This window comes from Streptomyces telluris, from assembly GCF_024519335.1.
In the GTDB taxonomy this organism is placed as follows: Bacteria; Actinomycetota; Actinomycetes; order Streptomycetales; family Streptomycetaceae; genus Streptomyces; species Streptomyces telluris.
In genome coordinates, this window is record NZ_JANIID010000002.1 from 396354 (window position 1) to 415526 (window position 19173).

At 73.5% G+C, this 19173-nt stretch carries 13 protein-coding genes; 7 read left to right on the forward strand and 6 right to left on the reverse strand.

Annotation, left to right across the window (positions count from 1 at the left end; all coding sequences use genetic code 11):
- Window positions 1–14: 14 nt before the first annotated feature.
- The gene (locus NQU55_RS03795) at window positions 15–446 is read right to left on the reverse strand and encodes a MarR family winged helix-turn-helix transcriptional regulator (RefSeq protein WP_168091441.1); all 432 of its coding nucleotides are present in this window, start codon (window positions 444–446) and stop codon (window positions 15–17) included.
- Window positions 447–735: 289 nt separating this feature from the next.
- Between NQU55_RS03795 and NQU55_RS03800 the strand changes: the two genes are divergently transcribed.
- Window positions 736–1620 (forward strand): lysozyme, encoded by an 885-nt coding sequence (locus NQU55_RS03800; protein WP_168091435.1) that lies wholly within the window; start codon window positions 736–738, stop codon window positions 1618–1620.
- A gap of 114 nt (window positions 1621–1734) precedes the next feature.
- On the opposite strand, the gene NQU55_RS03805 is transcribed toward NQU55_RS03800, so the two are convergent.
- From NQU55_RS03805 to NQU55_RS03815, 3 genes are all read right to left on the reverse strand, one after another.
- Window positions 1735–4602 (reverse strand): M4 family metallopeptidase, encoded by a 2868-nt coding sequence (locus NQU55_RS03805; RefSeq protein WP_206328973.1) that lies wholly within the window; start codon window positions 4600–4602, stop codon window positions 1735–1737.
- Window positions 4603–4764: 162 nt separating this feature from the next.
- Window positions 4765–7164, reverse strand: a complete 2400-nt coding sequence (lon, locus tag NQU55_RS03810; RefSeq protein ID WP_256789694.1) for an endopeptidase La — start codon at window positions 7162–7164, stop codon at window positions 4765–4767.
- Between the two features lie 347 nt (window positions 7165–7511).
- The gene (locus NQU55_RS03815) at window positions 7512–8504 is read right to left on the reverse strand and encodes a helix-turn-helix domain-containing protein (protein WP_256789696.1); all 993 of its coding nucleotides are present in this window, start codon (window positions 8502–8504) and stop codon (window positions 7512–7514) included.
- 131 nt (window positions 8505–8635) lie between these two features.
- Between NQU55_RS03815 and NQU55_RS03820 the strand changes: the two genes are divergently transcribed.
- Window positions 8636–9502: an NAD(P)-dependent oxidoreductase gene (locus tag NQU55_RS03820; RefSeq protein ID WP_168095965.1), complete on the forward strand. Its 867-nt coding sequence runs from the start codon at window positions 8636–8638 to the stop codon at window positions 9500–9502.
- 308 nt (window positions 9503–9810) lie between these two features.
- Here the strand turns inward: NQU55_RS03820 and NQU55_RS36740 are convergent, their stop codons facing one another.
- Window positions 9811–10863: a rhomboid-like protein gene (locus NQU55_RS36740; RefSeq protein ID WP_206330031.1), complete on the reverse strand. Its 1053-nt coding sequence runs from the start codon at window positions 10861–10863 to the stop codon at window positions 9811–9813.
- Window positions 10864–11058: 195 nt separating this feature from the next.
- On the opposite strand from NQU55_RS36740, the gene NQU55_RS03835 reads away from it, so the two are divergent.
- From NQU55_RS03835 to NQU55_RS03855, 5 genes are all read left to right on the forward strand, one after another.
- A complete protein-coding gene (locus tag NQU55_RS03835; RefSeq protein ID WP_168095964.1) occupies window positions 11059–11778 on the forward strand; it encodes a spermidine synthase family protein in 720 nt (239 codons plus the stop codon).
- A gap of 92 nt (window positions 11779–11870) precedes the next feature.
- On the forward strand, window positions 11871–12608 hold the full coding sequence (locus NQU55_RS03840) for a response regulator transcription factor (protein ID WP_030366311.1): 738 nt from the start codon (window positions 11871–11873) through the stop codon (window positions 12606–12608).
- Entirely contained in the window at window positions 12605–13795 is a 1191-nt protein-coding gene (locus tag NQU55_RS03845) for a HAMP domain-containing sensor histidine kinase (RefSeq protein ID WP_240977018.1), read from the forward strand. The genes NQU55_RS03840 and NQU55_RS03845 overlap by 4 nt, the downstream gene beginning before the upstream one ends.
- Window positions 13796–14035: 240 nt before the next feature.
- The gene (locus tag NQU55_RS03850) at window positions 14036–17845 is read left to right on the forward strand and encodes a multifunctional oxoglutarate decarboxylase/oxoglutarate dehydrogenase thiamine pyrophosphate-binding subunit/dihydrolipoyllysine-residue succinyltransferase subunit (protein WP_256789701.1); all 3810 of its coding nucleotides are present in this window, start codon (window positions 14036–14038) and stop codon (window positions 17843–17845) included.
- Between the two features lie 167 nt (window positions 17846–18012).
- Entirely contained in the window at window positions 18013–18192 is a 180-nt protein-coding gene (locus NQU55_RS03855) for a DUF6104 family protein (RefSeq protein WP_004937694.1), read from the forward strand.
- A 109-nt stretch (window positions 18193–18301) separates the two neighbouring features.
- Here NQU55_RS03855 and NQU55_RS03860 read toward each other — a convergent pair whose 3' ends face one another.
- A complete protein-coding gene (locus NQU55_RS03860) occupies window positions 18302–19120 on the reverse strand; it encodes a hypothetical protein (protein ID WP_168092442.1) in 819 nt (272 codons plus the stop codon).
- Between the last annotated feature and the right edge of the window lie 53 nt (window positions 19121–19173).

Consider the following 19173-nt stretch of genomic DNA (forward strand, 5'->3'; position numbering starts at 1 on the left):
CCGGAGCCGGTGGGCTACTGCTCCGCGCTCGCGTTCAGCTGGTGCAGCAGCCGGGCCAGTTCCGCCACCTCGCCGCGGTCCCAGTCGTTCAGCTTGCGCACGTACTGCGCGCGGCGGGCGTCGCGGACGCGCGTGAAGCGGGCGCGGCCCTCCTCGGTGATGCGGACCAGGGAGGCGCGGCCGTCGGCCGGGTCCGGCTCGCGGGTGACGAGGCCGAGCTCGCACAGGGCGCGCAGCTGCCGGCTCATCGTGGCCTTGCCGACGCCGAAGTACGCGGCGAGGTCCGTGGCGCGCTGCTGTCCCGCGTCCTCCAGGCGGACGAGGAGGCCGTAGGCGGCCGCCTCCAGCTCGGGGTGGACGGCGCGGGCCATCTCACCGGAGGACGCCCGGGCCCGGCGCAGGAAGACGGCCAGCTCGCGTTCCAGGGAGAGGTAGGCCTGGTCCATACCTCTGCTGTCCGCGGCGCCCGGCCCGCCCTCCTCGGGGGGCGGGGTAGTCGTCTGGTGCACGTCAGGGCCCTCTCCGGGTTTCCGGTTGTTGAAAGTTTTTCCCGTTCGCGGTCTTCACCGCAGCTCCGCCAGTATTTCGCAGGATTAGACCAACGGCAGCACCGCGTCCCCCTATGCCTGGCGCGTCCGTCCCCATAACGTCATTTATGACATGGCCATACCAATGTCCCGCGTCGCCGACGCGTCATTGGTACTCCCCCCCACGGACCCTTCTGGAAGGCACGCCATGGTCGCGTTCAGATACAGATCCGGCCGCACGGGCCGCAGATCCCCCGCGGCGTTACGCACCCTCTCCCCGCTCTCCCCCCTCTCGCTCCTCTCCCTCCTCCTGTCCTCCCTGCTGTCCGCCCTCTGCCTCCTCGCCCTGCCCGCCGCCGCGCAGGACGCGAGACCCCCCGCCCACCCCGAGCGGGACTGGCTCGGTTCCACCCTGCGGGCCCACGAGGACCCCGGCCCCGGCACCCCTCCCCCGCCCCGGACCGCCGCCTCCGTCGAAGGCGTCGACGTCTCCAGCCACAACGGCAACGTCCCCTGGGCCGTCCTCTGGAACGCCGGGAACCGCTTCGCCTACGTCAAGGCGACCGAGGGCACGAGCTACACCAACCCGTACTTCGCGCAGCAGTACAACGGCTCGTACGCCGCCGGCATGATCCGCGGCGCGTATCACTTCGCCCTGCCGGACAACTCCGGCGGCGCCGCCCAGGCCGTCTACTTCGCCACGCACGGCGGCGGCTGGTCCAAGGACGGCAGGACGCTGCCGGGCGTCCTGGACATCGAGTACAACCCCTACGGCCCCACCTGTTACGGGATGAGCGCGAGCGCGCTCGTCGGCTGGATCCGGGACTTCTTCTCCGCGTACAAGGCGCGCACGGGACGCGACGCGGTCGTCTACACCTCGGCCAACTGGTGGAAGCAGTGCACCGGCAACTACGGCGGCTTCGCCTCCACCCACCCCCTGTGGGTGCCCCGCTACGGCGCCTCCGCCGGTGAACTCCCCGCCGGCTGGGGCTATCACACCATCTGGCAGTACACCGACACCGGACCGACCGTCGGTGACCACAACCGCTTCAACGGCACGTACAGCCGGCTCCAGGCGCTCGCCAACGGCTGACCAGGGCCCGCCGGACCGCCCCACCGGCCCGCGAGGAAACACGCCGGGCCCCCGGCACATCGGCGCCGGGGGCCCGGTACTGCTGTCACGCGGGGATGGAGCAGGAGGTGCGGGTCAGCCGCAGGTGCCCGCCGGGCGGGTGCGGGTGACCAGGTCGGTGGTGCCGGTGGTGCCGTCGATCCAGACCACCTGCTTGCCACCGGCCGCGGCGGCCGAGGTCTGCTCGCCGCGGTTGCAGGAGACGCGCGCCCGGGACGAGCCGTCGGCCGCGAACTGCCAGAGCTTGGCCAGCGTCTCGTTGCGGTACGTCATGTCCGGCACCTCGGCGGTCACCGTCACCGCGCTCTCGGAGACCGTGAGGTCGGAGGCGTGCAGCGCGTCCGCGCCCGTCTCCTTGCTGAGGTCCTTGACGCCGGTGCCGTCGAACGCGGCGCGGCGCACGGCCACCTGCCCCTGGTCCCCGGTCGTCTCGTCCGCCAGCCAGAAGACGCCGGTCGCGTTGATGCCGGTCTGCCCGATCGACTCGGGCTTGCCCAGCTGTCCCATGAGGGTCCTGGTGCCGGTCTTCAGGTCCAGCACCTCGGTGCCGACGCCGTAGTCGTCGCCCTCGGGGTAGAGCTTGGCGTAGGCGACCTTCCCGCCGCTCAGCGACGGCAGGGCCGTGGCCAGCTCGGCGCGGCCGCCGTCCACCCAGGTGGGCTGCTTGTCGCCGGTGCGGACGTAGCCGACGTGCCGGCCGCCGACGGGGTCGGCGGTGTCGATGACGACCGTGCCGCCCTCGACGCGCACGCCGTTGACCGCACCGGTCGCGGTGCCGTACACCTTCTTGACCGGTCCGCCCGCCAGGGGCCGGGTCAGGACGTCGGAACCGGCCGCGCTGTAGGCGACCCAGGCGACGGTCTTGCCGTCGGTGGCCGGGTAGACGTGGTAGCGCCCGTCGTTGGGGCTCATCAGCTTCGGCGAGCCGCTGCCGTCCGTGCGGCCGGCCCAGACGGAGTACGCCTCGGAGCCGTCGTCGTTCGACCGCGAGGCGGCCCACCAGCCGCCGCCCGCGCCCGTGCCCGTGTTGGCGGTGTTGAGCCTGGACGAGAGCAGGTCGGTGTCGACGCCGAGGGCCTGCTCCCAGTTGGCCACGATGCCGTGGGCGTTGAAGGAGCGCTGGACGACGCCCAGCTCCTTGGCCGAGGCGCCGAGCGCCTTGGCGGCGGCGATCACCGCGTCACGGCCCTCGGTGAAGCCGTCGAGCGGCGTCATGTACTCGGTCAGCGCCTTGTAGACGATCTTGTCGGCGAGGGTGCGGCCCACGTCCTCGCGGATGTCCCACAGGGCGCCCGAGAAGATGGTGGAGTTCAGGTGCACGCCGCCGCCGTCGGAGCCGAAGCCGACGCCGATGAAGTTCTTGGACGTGGTGTGACCGTCGTTGAGGTCGCGGAAGGCGCACTCGCGCGGGGACTTCGTCCGGCACAGGTCCTCGCCGAGCAGGCCGGCGGTCGGGTCGTCCATGGCCTTGCCGGCGGCGTCCGCGTCGATGGCGTTGCCGAAGTAGTCGGCGACGGCCTCGTTGAGGGCGCCGGACTGGCCCGCGTAGACGAGGTTGGCGCTGTTCTCGACGACGCCGTGCGTCATCTCGTGGCCGACGACGTCGAGGTCGGCGGAGAGCGTCCTGTACTCCTCGTCGCCGCCGCCGTACACCATCTTGGTGCCGTCCCAGAAGGCGTTGATCAGCGGCGCGCCGAACTCGGTGACGCCCACGAGGGAGTTGACGGCCATGCCGCGGCCGTCGAGGCTGTCGCGGCCGTGGACCTTCTTGTAGTAGTCGTAGACCTTGCCCGCGGCCCAGTGGGCGTCGACGGCTCCGGCCTCCGTGGCCTCCTTGCCGAAGGAGGGCTCCGGGGAGCCGAACTCCTTGATCCCCTCGGGCCAGCGGCCGCTGGTCTCGCCGACGTCCTTGCCGCGCGCGTCCCAGGTGGAGATCAGGTTCTTGCTGGAGTCCCACATCCGCGCGTAGTCCGTCATGACGTACTCGTTGCGGGCGGTGTCCTTGTACAGGCCGAGCTCGACGGTCGTGCCGTCGTACTTCACGCCGGAGCCGGTGATGCCCGGGCTGAGCGGGCCGGCGGCGGTGCGGGCGGCGGCCCCGGACGGGCCGGCGGCGGCGCCCCGGGCGCGCTCGCGCAGCGCGGCCGCGTCGCCGGTGCCGAACGACTTGAGGCCGCTGTACTGCAGCACCGGGTAGCCGGCCTTGGCGTCGATGTAGACCTCGCGCAGCACGGGGCGGCCGGTGGCCGGGTCGGTGCCGCGCACGGTGACGTGCTGGGTGAGGACGCCTGGGCCCTTGGGGACGACGACGAGGCCGCGCGCGGTGCCCGACAGCGAGCGGGCCTGCTGCGGCGCCGCGCCCTTGGCGCGGGCCCCGTCGCTCTTGGCGAGGCGGTTGCCGGCGAGGTCGTGCAGGGTCGCGGCGACGGCCCGCTCGACGGCCAGCTTCTCGCTCACCTCGGCCTGCGTGGCGGCCTTGAGCCCGGTGAAGTACTTGCCGGAGGTGCCGGTGACGACGCGCTTGCCGTTCTTCTTCTCCATCCGCACGACGTACTGGCCGCCCAGGACGTCGACGCCGTGGTGCTTCTGCTGCAGCCGCACGGTCTCGGTCGCGCCCGCGTTCAGCGTCTGCACGGGCTTGAGGTCCCGGGCCGGTTCGGCGATGCGGTAGCGGTCGCGCTTGCCGGCGAGGTGGCCGCGGGCCGCGTCGGCCGCGCTGCCCGAGGAGGCGGCGGCCTCGCGGATGCCGCCCACGAGCGCCGGGGTGGCGGTCCCCTTGCCCGGGATCACCTCCGCCGGGCCGCCGTCGGCGCCGCCCGCCGCCTGCGCGGGTGCCCCGGTGACGATGAGCGCGGCGGCACCGATCAGTGCCGCCGCGCCCGGTATTCCGCTCTTGATGGTCCGTCTTCCTGCTCTGCCCGAACGTGCCTTCGTCTTGCGCAAGGTTCCCCCTCCGGACGTGACTGGTCGGTCAGCGGAGCTTGGTCGGGGACCATGCAAGCGGCGGGGTTCGCGTCCGTCAACGGGGCAAAGGGGGCAGGAGTCTCTTTACGCGCTTACGCGTCGACAGGCTCCCCCGACGCGGCCCCCGCGCCGTTGCGACCGCTACGCCGCCACCGCCACGTCCGCCCCGGCCGGCTGCAGGGCCAGTGCCAGCACCTGGCGGACGTCGGAGACCGGGTGGACGTCGAGCTCGGCCAGCACCTCGGCCGGCACGTCGTCCAGGTCGGGCTCGTTCCGCTTCGGGATGATCACCGTCGTCACGCCCGCGCGGTGCGCCGCCAGCAGCTTCTGCTTGACGCCGCCGACGGGCAGGACCCGCCCCGTGAGGGACACCTCGCCGGTCATGGCCACCTCCGGGCGCACCCGGCGGCCCGACAGCAGCGACGCCAGCGCCGTCGTCATGGTGACGCCCGCGCTCGGTCCGTCCTTCGGGACGGCGCCCGCCGGCACGTGCAGGTGCACGCCGCGCTCCTTGAAGTCGCCCACGGGAAGCTCCAGTTCCGCGCCGTGCGAGCGCAGGAAGGACAGCGCGATCTGCGCCGACTCCTTCATCACGTCGCCCAGCTGGCCGGTGAGGGTCAGGCCCGCGCCGCCCGTCTCCGGGTCGGCCAGGGAGGCCTCGACGAACAGCACGTCGCCGCCCGCGCCCGTGACCGCGAGCCCCGTCGCCACGCCCGGCACCGCCGTGCGCCGCTCGGCCGGGTCCTGGGCGGACTCCGGGGTGTGGTGCGGCCGCCCGATCAGCGGGCGCAGCTGCTCCTCGCCGATGGTGAACGGCAGCTCCTGCTCGCCCAGTTCATGCCGGGCCGCGACCTTGCGGAGCAGCCGGGCGACGGCGCGCTCCAGGTTCCGCACGCCCGCCTCCCGGGTGTACTCGCCGGCGAGCTTGCGCAGGGCGGCGTCCTCCAGGACGACCTCGCCGGGCTCCAGGCCCGCGCGCTCCAGCTGGCGGCGCAGCAGGTGGTCGCGGGCGATGACGACCTTCTCGTCCTCGGTGTAGCCGTCGAGGCGGACCAGCTCCATGCGGTCCAGCAGCGCCTCGGGGACGGCCTCCAGGACGTTGGCCGTCGCCAGGAAGACGACGTCCGACAGGTCCAGTTCGACCTCCAGGTAGTGGTCCCGGAAGGTGTGGTTCTGCGCCGGGTCCAGGACCTCCAGGAGGGCCGCCGCCGGGTCGCCGCGGAAGTCCGAGCCGACCTTGTCGATCTCGTCGAGCAGGACGACCGGGTTCATCGAGCCGGCCTCCTTGACCGCCCGCACGATCCGGCCGGGCAGCGCGCCGACGTACGTGCGCCGGTGGCCGCGGATCTCGGCCTCGTCGCGGACGCCGCCGAGGGCCACGCGGACGAACTTCCGCCCCATGGCGCGGGCGACGCTCTCGCCCAGCGAGGTCTTCCCGACTCCGGGCGGCCCGACGAGCGCGAGCACCGCGCCCCCGCGCCGGCCGCCGACCACGCCCAGCCCCCGGTCGGCGCGCCGCTTGCGCACCGCCAGGTACTCGGTGATCCGCTCCTTCACGTCCTCCAGGCCCGCGTGGTCGGCGTCGAGGACGGCCTTCGCGCCGGGGATGTCGTACGCGTCCTCGCTGCGCTCGTTCCAGGGCATCTCCAGGACGGTGTCCAGCCAGGTGCGGATCCAGCCGCCCTCGGGGCTCTGGTCGGAGGACCGCTCCAGCTTGTCGACCTCCTTCAGGGCCGCTTCGCGGACCTTTACGGGCAGGCCGGCGGCCTCGACGCGGGCGCGGTAGTCGTCCGGCTCGTTCCCCGGGTCTCCGCCCAGCTCGGCGAGCTCCTTGCGGACGGCCTCCAGCTGGCGGCGGAGCAGGAACTCGCGCTGCTGCTTGTCGACGCCCTCCTGGACGTCCTTGGCGATGGACTCGGCGACGTCCTGCTCGGCGAGGTGCTCGCCCAGCCATCCGACGGCGAGCCTGAGCCGGGCCACCGGGTCGGCGGTCTCCAGGAGCTCGACGCGCTGCTGGAGCGTCAGGAAGGGCGAGTAGCCGGAGTTGTCGGCGAGCTGGCCCACGTCCTCGATCTGCTGGACGCGGTCGACGACCTGCCAGGCGCCGCGCTTGCGCAGCCAGCTGGTGGCGAGCGCCTTGTACTCCTTGACGAGCTCGGTGACGGCGCCGGGGAGCGGGTCGGGGGTGATCTCCTCCATCGCGGTGCCCTCGACCCACAGGGCGGCTCCGGGGCCGGTCGTCCCCGCGCCGATGCGCACCCGGCGGACGCCGCGGATGAGCGCGCCGGGGTCGCCGCTGCCGGAGAGCCGCCCCACCTGGTCGACGCTGCCGAGCGTGCCGACGCCCGCGTAAGTGCCCTCGACCCGCGGCACGAGCAGCACGAGCGGCTTGTCGCCGCCCCGCGCGGCGGCCTGGGCGGCCTCGACGGCGGCCCGCACCTCGGTGTCGGACAGGTCGAGGGGCACCACCATGCCGGGCAGGACGACCTCGTCGTCGAGGGGCAGCACGGGCAGGGTGAGCGGTGTGGACGTCGAAGCCATGATCTCCCCTTAGGCAGGCAAGTTGAGCTATGCCGACTCAATGCATGCCGCTCCGCGGATGTTCCCGGCCCGCCGGGCGTTCGCTCTGAGCGATCGGGCGGGCGGCGGGGCCGGGCGGCCGCCGGTGGGGCGGGCCGGGCCCCGGAGACGCCGGATACGCCGGTGGAGTTCGCGCGCCGCAGCGGCGGGGTTTCGTCGCCGCGGCGGCGGCCCGGCGGGATCGCGGACAGGGCTCGTCCTGCCAAGCAGAGGAGCCCACCGCGTTGTTCCCGCGCCGCGGCGAGCAGCCGGAGCGGCGCTGTGCGGCGGTGCCGGGCCCGGCGGAGCCGTGAACGCCGTGCGGCAGGTCAGGCCGCGGCCGCCGGCCCCGGGAACGCCCGCCGGTAGTCCGTCGGGGTCACCCCGAAGTGCAAGGTGAAGTGGCGCCGCAGGTTGGCGGCCGTGCCCAGGCCGCTGAGCTCGCTGACGCGCTCGACGGACAGGGCCGTCGACTCCAGCAGCGACTGCGCCCGGCCGAGGCGCTGGGCGAGGAGCCACTGCAGCGGGGTCGTGCCGGTGGCGGCCTGCAGGCGGCGGAAGAAGGTGCGGGTGCTCATGCCGGCGCGGGCGGCGAGGTCGTCGACGGACAGGGGGCGGTCGAGGTGCTCGCGGGCCCAGTGCAGGACGGGGGCGATGCCCTCGTCGCCGGCCTCGGGCACGGAGGCGTCCACGTACTGGGCCTGCCCGCCGGGCCGGTGCGCGGGCACCACCAGGCGGCGGGCGAGCTGGTTGGCGACGTGGGCGCCGAGGTCGCGGCGGACGAGGTGCAGGCACAGGTCGAGGCCCGCGGTGACGCCGGCGCTGGTAAGGACGTCGCCGTCGTCGACGTAGAGGACCGAGTCGTCCACGCGCACCCGCGGGTGGCGGCGCGCGAGGGCCTCGGTGTGCATCCAGTGGGCGGTGGCGCGGCGGCCGTCGAGGATGCCGGCGGCGGCGAGGGCGAAGGCCCCGGCGCACAGGGAGACCATGCGGGCCCCGGAGTCCGCGGCCCGGCGCAGGGCCTCCAGCAGGCCGGCCGGCAGTTCGCGCCCGCCCTCGATGCACGCCTCGGGCACCGACGGCACGATCACGGTACCGGCGCCCTCCAGCCCCTCCAGGCCGTGCGAGGTGCGCAGCGTGAGCCCGAAGGGGCCGGGCTGCGGCGCGTCCCCGCCGGCCGAGCACACGCGCAGGTCGTACCAGGGGTCGGCGAGGTCGTGGTGCGGGATGCCGAAGACGGTGCAGACCACCCCCAGCTCGTACAGGTCCCACATGGGGACGTCGTCGTCGATCACGGCCACGGCCACGGTTCCGGCGCTCATGATCACCAGCCTAGGCGGGCGTGGCAGGAATTTTTCGCTTGGCGTCACTTCTGCCACTGTCGCAGTCCCCGGGCCGGTGCGAGGCTGGTCGCACTTGATCAACTTCTGTGACACACGGGGAGAAACCACCCATGAAGGTGACCGTTCTCGGCCTGGGTTCGATGGGTACGGCCCTGGCCGGCGCCCTCCTGGAGGCCGGCCACGAGACCACCGTCTGGAACCGCTCGGCGGGCAAGGACGAGGCCCTCGTCGCACGGGGCGCGGCCCGCGCGGCGACGGCGGCGGAGGCCGTCGCCGCGAGCCCGCTGGTGCTCGCCTGCCTGTCGGACTACGACGCCGTGCACGGCCTCCTCGGCCCCCTGGCCGGCGGGCTGCGCGGCCGCACGCTCGTCAACCTCACCTCCGGCACGCCGGAGCAGGCCCGCGCGAGCGCCTCCTGGGCCGCAGGCCACGGCATCGGCTACCTCGACGGGGCGATCATGTCGACGCCGCCGGGGATCGGCAGCCCGGCCGTCATGCTGCTCTACAGCGGCTCGCCGCAGGCCTTCGCCGAGCACCGGGAGACCCTGGCGAGCCTGGGCGACCCCGTCGGCCTCGGGGACGACGCCGGCGCCGCCTCCCTCTACGACACCGCGCTGCTCGGCATGATGTGGGCGACGCTCGGCGGCTGGCTGCAGGGCGTGGCGCTGACGGGCGCCGACGGGGTGGACGCGGTGACGTTCACCCCCGTAGCGATCCGCTGGACGGCCGCGGTCAACGGCTTCATGAGCACGTACGCGCCGCAGGTCGACGCGGGCGTCTACCCGGGCGACGACGCCACCCTCGACGTCCACCTCGGCGCGATCGAGCACTTCGTGCACGCGAGCGCCGCGCGCGGGCTCGACCCGGCGCTGCCGGGGCTGCTGAAGTCCTCCATCGAGCGGGCGGTCGCGGCCGGCCACGGCGGCGACGGCTACGCCCGCCTGATCGAGGCCGTCCGGGCGGGGGGCCGGGCATGAGCGCGGCCGCGCCCGTGACCCCGTCCGCCGGGGTCTCCCCCGCTCCGGCCGGCGCCGGCGCCGGCACCGCGCCCCGCACCGCCGACGCCTGGGCGGCGCTCGTCACCGACGCCGCCGACCACTGCTCCGCGGTCCTGGAGGCGGGCGCGGACCGCGACTGGTCCCGGCCGGCGGCCGGCCTGGAGTGGTCCGCGGCCGCGACGCTCGACCACCTCGCGCTCGGTCTCGTCGGCTACGCGGGCCTGCTCACGGCCCGGCCCGCCGACCGCTACATCGCCCTGTTCGCCTCGCTCGACCCCCTGGCGCCGCTACCGGCCCGCCTGGAGGGCATCCGCATCGCTGCGGCGCTGCTCGCCGCGACCGTCCGCGGCGCGCGGGAGGGGGATCGCGCCTGGCACCCGTGGGGGCACTCCGACGCGCCCGGCTTCGCCGCCATGGGCGTGACCGAGCTCGTACTCCATACGGACGACATCGCGCGCGGCCTCGGGCTCGCCCCCGCCTTCCCCGGCGGCCACGACCTGCCCGACGGGCTGTGCGCGCCCGCCGTCGAACGCCTCTTCCCGGACGCCCCGGCCGGCCGCTCCCCCGCCGAGACGCTGCTGTGGTGCACCGGCCGGGCCGCCCTGCCCGGCCTCCCGCGGCGCGCGCAGTGGGCCTGGGACGGCACCGTCCGCAGCTGACGCCTCCGCCGGGCCCTTCTCGCGCAGCAGGCCCCAGCAGGCCGTGCCGGTGAGCAGGGCTATGGGGTGGCCCCAGCTGGCGAGGGGGTCGGCGAACTCGACGAGGTCCTGGGCGCACATGAGGAAGGACAGGCCGAGCACCGTCCGCTTCCCGCGCCGCCCCAGCAGCCCGGCGAGCGCACCCGTGCAGGCCATCACGCCGAAGCTGATGCCGTAGTCGAGGCGGTGCAGCGAGGCCTCGGGCAGCCGCCCCGCGGCCACGGCGCCCGCCACGGGCAGCTCGGTGGCGAGGGTGGCCAGCACGTGGCCGAGGAGGAAGACGCCGGCGGCGCGGGCGCCGCCGACCCGGCGCTCCAGCGCGGAGACGACGAGGACGAAGAGGATCCCGTGCAGCGAGTACAGGCCGCCGGCTATCCACAGGGCGCTCGCCAGCAGGACGACGAGCGGCTGTTCGGCCAGGTGCGCGGCGTCGGTGCTGGACTCGCGCAGGAGCACGTCGACCGTGGCCTCGTCGCCGTAGTGCGTGTAGAGCGCGGTGGCCAGCAGGACCAGGCCGTAGGAGAACGTGAACGGCGTGCCGAGGGGGGTGGGCAGCGCCCGCAGGATCCGGCCGGGCGAAGGGGCCCGGAGAGTCCGCCGCCGGCGCCGCAGGAGCTCGCCGTCGGGATCCACCACACTCACTCGGCCCAGCCCCTTTCTCGCGGGGTCCGTCACGGCACCCGGCGGAGCGAAAAGCGGTCCCGCTCCGGCTCCCTCCGACATTAAGGTCCATCGAGGGCAGGCGAATCAACCACAGACCGTGACTCCTGTCACGGCTCTCAACCCCGCACCCGCCTGCCGCGTCCGCCGAGTACCGACCGACACGGAGGCCACCCGATGACCACCCTCCAGCGCGACCCGTACGGCAGCGGAGGGGGGCCGGGGCCCGTCACCCTGGACCGCCGCGAGGGCCCGTACGGCGAGGTCGTCCTGCGCCGCCGGGGCGCCGGGGACGACGCGGTCCACGAGATCATCGCGAACGGCTGCTTCCTGATGGACACCTCCGACGGGCGCTCGGAGCGGCTGCTCGTGGACGCCGCGCTGGCCGCCCTCCCCGCGGACCGCCCGGAGCCCTCCGTCCTCATCGGCGGGCTCGGCGTCGGCTTCTCCCTAGCCCGGGCCGCGGAGGAGCCAAGGTGGGGCCGGATCACGGTCGTCGAGCGGGAGCGGGCGGTGATCGACTGGCACCGGGCCGGGCCGCTGGGCGCCGTCTCGGAGCGGGCGCTGGCCGATCCGCGCACCGAGGTCGCCGAGGGCGACCTGCTGCACCACCTGCGCACCGCCCCCGAGCGCTACGACGCGCTGTGCCTGGACATCGACAACGGCCCCGGCTGGACCGTCACCGACGACAACGGCGGGCTCTACTCCCCCGCCGGTCTGGCGGGCTGCCGCGAGCGCCTGACGCCCGGCGGTGTGCTCGCCGTGTGGTCGGCCCGGCCTTCGGCCGAATTCGAGGGAGCCCTCCGGAATGCCGGTTTCGAAGGGGTACGGACCGAAGAGATCGCGGTTGCCCGGGGCGTACCGGACGTAGTGCACCTCGGGCAACGTGCCGCGTAGCCGTCGCCCGCCACCTGCCCGTACCCTGCTTGCCACAGCTGAAGAGCCGGCAGAGAACGACGCGACGGAAAGACGCTAGGGGCGGGGCGCGCATGGAGCAGACACACATCGGCCCGAACGGCGCCGCAGCCTCCGCCGGGGCGCAGCGCCGGGTGCTGGTGGTCGAGGACGACCGGACCATCGTCGACGCCATCGCGGCCCGGCTGCGGGCCGAGGGCTTCCAGGTCCGCACCGCGGGCGACGGGCCGGCGGCCGTCGACACCGCGGAGGCGTGGCAGCCCGACCTGCTCGTGCTCGACGTGATGCTGCCGGGCTTCGACGGCCTGGAGGTGTGCCGGCGGGTGCAGGCGCAGCGCCCGGTGCCCGTCCTGATGCTCACCGCGCGTGACGACGAGACGGACATGCTGGTCGGCCTCGGCGTCGGCGCCGACGACTACATGACCAAGCCGTTCTCGATGCGCGAGCTGGCGGCCCGGGTGCACGTGCTGCTGCGGCGCGTGGAGCGGGCGGCCCTCGCCGCGCACACCCCGCGCAGCGGCATCCTGCGCCTGGGCGAGCTGGAGATCGACCATGCACAGCGCCGGGTGCGGGTCAGAGGCGCCGACGTGCATCTGACGCCGACCGAGTTCGACCTGCTGGTCTGCCTGGCGAACACGCCGCGCGCCGTCCTCTCCCGCGAGCAGCTGCTCGCGGAGGTGTGGGACTGGGCCGACGCCTCGGGCACCCGCACGGTCGACAGCCACATCAAGGCGCTCCGCCGGAAGATCGGCGCGGAGCGGATCCGTACGGTGCACGGCGTCGGCTATGCACTGGAGACCCCGGCGGCATGACCGGCGGCACGGCCGGCCCTGGGGGCGGCACCGGCCAGGGCGTGGCACGGGGCGCGGGCCAGGGCAGGCGGGCCCGCGAGGCCGAGCGGAGCAGGGGCACGGCGGTGCCGGCGGGCCTGGGGGGCCGCGTCTGGGAGGCGCTGCGCCCACTGGACCCCTACCGGTCGGTGAAGGCGGCGCTGGGCGCCCTCGTCATCGGCTCGGTGGTGATAACGACCTTCCTGGTCTTCGTCGCGATCCACTCGGCGACCGAGCTCCGGGTGATCACCGTCTTCTCGATCATCGCCTCGCTGCTGATAACGCAGTTCGTGGCGCAGGGCCTGACCGCGCCGCTGGACGAGATGACCGAGGTCACCCGGGCGATGGCGCAGGGTGACTACACGCGCCGGGTGGGCGCCGGGCGGCGGGACGAGTTCGGGCACCTGGCGAACGCCTTCAACCGGATGGCGGCCGACCTGGAGGCGGTGGACACCCACCGCAAGGAGCTCGTCGCCAACGTCTCGCACGAGCTGCGGACCCCGATCGCGGGCCTGCGGGCGGTGCTGGAGAACGTGGTGGACGGGGTGTCGGCCGCGGATCCGGAGACGATGCGCACGGCGCTGCGCCAGACCGAGCGGCTCGGCCGCCTGGTGGAGCAGCTGCTGGACCTGTCCCGGCTCGACAACGGGGTCGTACCGCTGCACGCCCGGCGCTTCGAGGTGTGGCCGTACCTGGCGGGCGTCCTGAAGGAGGCGAGCATGGCCAACGGCTCCGGCTCCTCTCCGCACGCCCGCAAGGACGTGCACCTGCACCTGGACGTCTCCCCGCCGGAGCTGACGGCCCACGCGGACGCGGAGCGGCTGCACCAGGTGGTGGCGAACCTCGTGGACAACGCGGTCAAGCACAGCCCCCCGCACGGGCGGGTCACGGTGCGGGCGCGCCGGGGCGAGGGGCCGCAGTCGCTGGCCCTGGAGGTGCTGGACGAGGGCCCGGGCATCCCCGAGGCGGAGCGGCACCGGGTCTTCGAGCGGTTCAACCGGGGCGGCTCCGGGCAGCAGGGCCCGGGCACGGACGGCGGCACGGGGCTGGGGCTGGCCATCGCCCGCTGGGCGGTGGATCTGCACGGAGGGAGCATCGGCGTGGCCGAATCCCCTCATGGGTGCCGCATTCAGGTCACTCTTCCGGGCGTACCGCGCGATCACGTTTGACGTATGGTCGGTGGCGGAGGCACACATTCGAGGGAGTGTGGGGCGCGCTTGAGCGAACCCTGAGACCCCTGGGACCAGCAGAACCCCGTGTGTTTCCCGCCAAGTCATGCCCCGAAACCCCGGAGCGAATGTGACTTGCGCGACTGCTGGCCCGGGTGGCCTGCATCAACCGTGCAGACAGGCGTAGCCTTTATTCCCGCTGTCCATCACCTTGTGAAGCGGAAGAGGGCGGTTGCCGCCGTGTCGCCACAGTCCCCCAACACCTCGAGCATCTCGACCGACCAAGACGGGCAGGGTAAGAGCCCTGCCGACGTCTTCGGTCCCAATGAGTGGCTCGTCGACGAGATCTACCAGCAGTACCTCCAGGACCCGAACTCGGTCGACCGAGCCTGGTGGGACTTCTTCGCCGACTACAAGCCGGGCACCGCGGCGGCAGCGCCGCCGCAGGAGGTGATCGAAGCCGCGGGCGGCCCCGCCCCGGCCGCCACCACGCCCGCGGCGCCCGCCGCGCCGGCCCCGGCCGCTCCGGCCGCCGCCGCGCAGCCCGCCGCCGCTGCCCCGGCAGCCCCGGCCGCGCCCGCCGCCGCTGCGGCCGCTCCGGCGGCCCCCGCCCCGGCGAAGCCCGCCGTCAAGGCCGCGCCCGCCAAGCCGGCGGCCGCCGCGAAGCCGGCCGAGCCGGCCGCCGGCCCCGAGCTGGTCACCCTGCGTGGTCCCGCGGCCGCGGTCGCGAAGAACATGAACGCCTCCCTGGAGCTGCCGACGGCCACGTCCGTCCGCGCCGTCCCGGTGAAGCTGCTGTTCGACCAGCGCATCGTGATCAACAATCACCTCAAGCGCGCCCGCGGCGGCAAGGTCTCCTTCACGCACCTCATCGGCTACGCCATGGTGCAGGCGCTGAAGCTCATGCCGTCCATGAACCACTCCTTCACGGAGAAGGACGGCAAGCCGACCCTCGTCAAGCCCGAGCACGTCAACCTCGGCCTGGCGATCGACCTGGTCAAGCCGAACGGTGACCGCCAGCTCGTGGTCGCGGCCATCAAGAAGGCCGAGACGCTGAACTTCTTCGAGTTCTGGCAGGCCTACGAGGACATCGTCCGCCGCGCCCGCGTCGGCAAGCTGACGATGGACGACTTCACCGGCGTCACCGCCTCGCTGACCAACCCCGGCGGCATCGGCACCGTGCACTCCGTGCCGCGCCTGATGCCCGGCCAGGGCCTGATCCTCGGCGTCGGCGCGATGGACTACCCCGCCGAGTTCCAGGGCACCTCGCAGGACGCCCTGAACCGCATGGGCATCTCCAAGGTCATGACCCTGACCTCGACGTACGACCACCGGGTGATCCAGGGCGCCGCCTCCGGCGAGTTCCTGCGGATCATGGCCCAGCTGCTCCTCGGCGAGAACGGCTTCTACGACGAGATCTTCGAGGCGCTGCGCATCCCCTACGAGCCGGTCCGCTGGCTCAAGGACATCGACGCCTCGCACGACGACGACGTCACCAAGGCCGCCCGCGTCTTCGAGCTGATCCACTCCTACCGGGTCCGCGGCCACGTCATGGCCGACACCGACCCGCTGGAGTACCGCCAGCGCAAGCACCCCGACCTCGACATCACCGAGCACGGCCTCACCCTGTGGGACCTGGAGCGCGAGTTCGCGGTCGGCGGCTTCGCCGGCAAGTCCATGATGAAGCTGCGCGACATCCTCGGCGTGCTGCGCGACTCGTACTGCCGCACCACCGGCATCGAGTTCATGCACATCCAGGACCCCAAGCAGCGCAAGTGGATCCAGGACCGCGTCGAGCGCGGCCACTCCAAGCCCGAGCGCGAGGAGCAGCTGCGCATCCTGCGCCGGCTGAACGCCGCGGAGGCCTTCGAGACCTTCCTGCAGACGAAGTACGTCGGCCAGAAGCGCTTCTCCCTGGAGGGCGGCGAGTCCGTCATCCCGCTGCTGGACTCGGTGCTGGACGCCGCCGCCGAGGCGCGTCTGGACGAGGTCGTCATCGGCATGGCCCACCGCGGCCGCCTGAACGTCCTCGCGAACATCGTCGGCAAGTCCTACGCCCAGATCTTCCGCGAGTTCGAGGGCAACCTCGACCCGAAGTCGATGCACGGCTCCGGCGACGTGAAGTACCACCTGGGCGCCGAGGGCACCTTCACCGGCCTGGACGGCGAGCAGATCAAGGTCTCGCTGGCCGCCAACCCGTCCCACCTGGAGACGGTCGACCCGGTCGTCGAGGGCATCGCCCGCGCCAAGCAGGACATCATCGGCAAGGCGGGCACGGACTTCACCGTCCTGCCGGTCCAGCTGCACGGCGACGCGGCCTTCGCGGGCCAGGGCGTCGTCGCGGAGACGCTGAACATGTCGCAGCTGCGCGGCTACCGCACCGGCGGCACCGTGCACATCGTCATCAACAACCAGGTCGGCTTCACCGCGCCGCCGGAGTCCTCGCGCTCGTCGATGTACTGCACCGACGTCGCCCGGATGATCGAGGCGCCGATCTTCCACGTGAACGGTGACGACCCGGAGGCCGTGGTCCGCGTCGCGCGGCTCGCCTTCGAGTTCCGCCAGGCGTTCAACAAGGACGTCGTCATCGACCTGATCTGCTACCGCCGCCGCGGGCACAACGAGTCGGACAACCCCTCGTTCACCCAGCCGCTGATGTACGACCTGATCGACAAGAAGCGCTCGGTGCGCAAGCTGTACACCGAGTCGCTGATCGGCCGGGGCGACATCACCCTGGAAGAGGCCGAGCAGGCCCTGCAGGACTACCAGGGCCAGCTGGAGAAGGTCTTCGTCGAGGTCCGCGACGCGGACGCGGCGACGGCTCCGGCCGCCGTCCCGGCCCCGCTGGGCGGGTTCCCGGTCGCGGTGAACACCGCGATCTCCCAGGAGGTCCTCAAGCGGATCGCCGAGTCGCAGGTCACCACGCCCGAGAACGTCACGGTGCACCCGCGCCTGGTGCCGCAGCTGCAGCGCCGCGCCGCCAGCATCGAGGACGGCACGATCGACTGGGGCATGGGCGAGACCCTCGCCTTCGGCTCGCTGCTGATGGAGGGCACCCCGGTCCGGCTCGCCGGCCAGGACTCCCGCCGCGGCACCTTCGGCCAGCGCCACGCGGTGCTCGTCGACCGCGAGACCGGCGAGGACTACACCCCGCTGCTCTACCTGTCCGACGACCAGGCCCGCTTCAACGTCTACGACTCGCTCCTCAGCGAGTACGCGGCGATGGGCTTCGAGTACGGCTACTCGCTGGCCCGCCCGGACGCGCTGGTGCTGTGGGAGGCCCAGTTCGGTGACTTCGTCAACGGCGCCCAGAGCATCGTCGACGAGTTCATCTCCTCCTCCGAGCAGAAGTGGAACCAGACCTCTGGTGTCACCCTGCTGCTGCCGCACGGCTACGAGGGCCAGGGCCCGGACCACTCCTCGGCCCGCGTCGAGCGCTTCCTGCAGCTCTGCGCGCAGAACAACATGACGGTCGCCATGCCGACGCTGCCGTCGAACTACTTCCACCTGCTGCGCTGGCAGGTCCACAACCCGCACCACAAGCCGCTGATCGTCTTCACCCCGAAGTCGATGCTGCGTCTGAAGGCCGCGGCGTCGAAGGCGGAGGAGTTCACCAGCGGCGGGTTCCGTCCGGTCATCGGTGACGACACCGTCGCCGCGGCGGACGTCCGCAAGGTCGTCTTCTGCTCCGGCAAGGTCTACTACGACCTGGCCGCCGAGCGCGCCAAGCGCGGTGCCACGGACACGGCCATCGTCCGCATCGAGCGCCTCTACCCGCTGCCGGGCGAGGAACTCCAGGCGGAGATCGCCAAGTTCCCGAACGCCGAGAAGTACATCTGGGCGCAGGAGGAGCCGGCGAACCAGGGTGCCTGGCCGTTCATCGCGCTGAACCTGATCGACCACCTGGACCTGGCCGTCGGCGCCGACGTCCCGGCCCGCGAGCGGCTGCGGCGGATCTCCCGTCCGCACTCCTCGTCCCCGGCGGTCGGCTCGGCCAAGCGTCACCAGGTCGAGCAGCAGACGCTGATCAACGAGGTGTTCGACGCCTGACGGGCGCCGTCCCCCGTACGGACCGGGCCCCCACCGCTGCGAGGCGGTGGGGGCCCGGTCCCGTATACGGGTGCCTGCGGGTGCCCGCCCTATCCTTGGCCTGACCACAGGCCCGACCACAGGCCCGACCACACCCGGCCACACCCGACTTCATGACGGAGAGAACGTTGTACTTCACCGACCGCGGCATCGAGGAGCTGGAGAACCGGCGTGGCGAGGAGGAAGTCACGCTCGGCTGGGTGGCCGAGCAGCTGCGGACCTTCGTCGACCTGAACCCGGACTTCGAGGTCCCGGTCGAGCGCCTGGCCACGTGGCTGGCGCGCCTGGACGACGAGGACGACGAGTAGTCCTCCGCCGGAAGCGCAGGTCGCCGCGCCCCGTCGGGGGCGCGGGACCGTGTCGGCCCGCGGCTCCGCCGCTTGGGCGCGGCAAGCCCCCACGGGCCCGCGGGGGCGCTCAGGCGCGGGCCCGCCACCAGTCGTAGGCGAGCGTCAGCGCACCGTCCGCGAGGAGCGTGACCCCGGCTGCCGTCATGCCCCGCCGCCCGCTCCGCCGCCCCCACAGGGCCAGCGACGCCCCGGCCGCGATCTCCGCGGCGCCGAGGGCGCGGGCGCGCGGCCCGCGGGTCCAGGCGCCGAGCCGCCCGCTCTCCGCGTCCAGCAGCCCCGTGCGCACCGCCTCGCGCCAGCCCGGCCAGTCGACCGCCTCGGCCAGGGGGTGCGCGCCCGCGGCGGCGCGCAGGCCGTCGGCCGGGACGCCCGGGGCGAGGCCGGGCGCGAGGTCCAGACCCGTCCGGGAGAGGACGGCGATCAGCCCGAGGACCCGGGACGCGGCATCGGCGTCCGCGTCCGGGCGGGCGAGCCCGTCGAGCGCGGCTCCGTCGAGCACCGGGTCGAGTCCGGTGCGGGCCCGCAGCGCGGTCATGGCCGGCTCTTCGCCGAGCGGCGTGCCGTCGGCGAGCCATGCGTACCCCACGGTCCGCCGGAAGCCCGAGGCGACCACGAATCCCGCCCCGCGCGCATCCCACCACAGGCCCACCACGGGCCACTGCTCGGCGACGGCCAGGGCGTGCGCCCAGCCGGCGGCGGCGGTGGCGAGGTCGGTGCCCTCGGTGCGCCAGGAGTCCTTGCCGGGGATCAGCGCGCTCCAGCCCTCCCCGGCCGGGACCAGGAGGAGCGGTTCGTTCAGGAGCTGGGCGGAGGGCCGGACGCGGCCGGGCTCGGCCCGGCAGAGCAGCAGGACCCCCGCCGCGCGGCTGTGATCAGTTGCGGACATGCGACCACGCTATGCCAACCGGGGGTGCTTGACTTCGCCGGACCGCGATATAT

Coding starts and splice junctions, on each gene's coding strand:
- NQU55_RS03795 (WP_168091441.1), bottom strand. CDS start 446: ATGGACCAGGCCTACCTCTCCCTGGAACGCGAGCTGGCCGTCTTCCTG.
- NQU55_RS03800 (WP_168091435.1), top strand. CDS start 736: ATGGTCGCGTTCAGATACAGATCCGGCCGCACGGGCCGCAGATCCCCC.
- lon (WP_256789694.1), bottom strand. CDS start 7,164: ATGGCTTCGACGTCCACACCGCTCACCCTGCCCGTGCTGCCCCTCGAC.
- NQU55_RS03815 (WP_256789696.1), bottom strand. CDS start 8,504: ATGAGCGCCGGAACCGTGGCCGTGGCCGTGATCGACGACGACGTCCCC.
- NQU55_RS03820 (WP_168095965.1), top strand. CDS start 8,636: ATGAAGGTGACCGTTCTCGGCCTGGGTTCGATGGGTACGGCCCTGGCC.
- NQU55_RS03835 (WP_168095964.1), top strand. CDS start 11,059: ATGACCACCCTCCAGCGCGACCCGTACGGCAGCGGAGGGGGGCCGGGG.
- NQU55_RS03840 (WP_030366311.1), top strand. CDS start 11,871: ATGGAGCAGACACACATCGGCCCGAACGGCGCCGCAGCCTCCGCCGGG.
- NQU55_RS03845 (WP_240977018.1), top strand. CDS start 12,605: ATGACCGGCGGCACGGCCGGCCCTGGGGGCGGCACCGGCCAGGGCGTG.
- NQU55_RS03860 (WP_168092442.1), bottom strand. CDS start 19,120: ATGTCCGCAACTGATCACAGCCGCGCGGCGGGGGTCCTGCTGCTCTGC.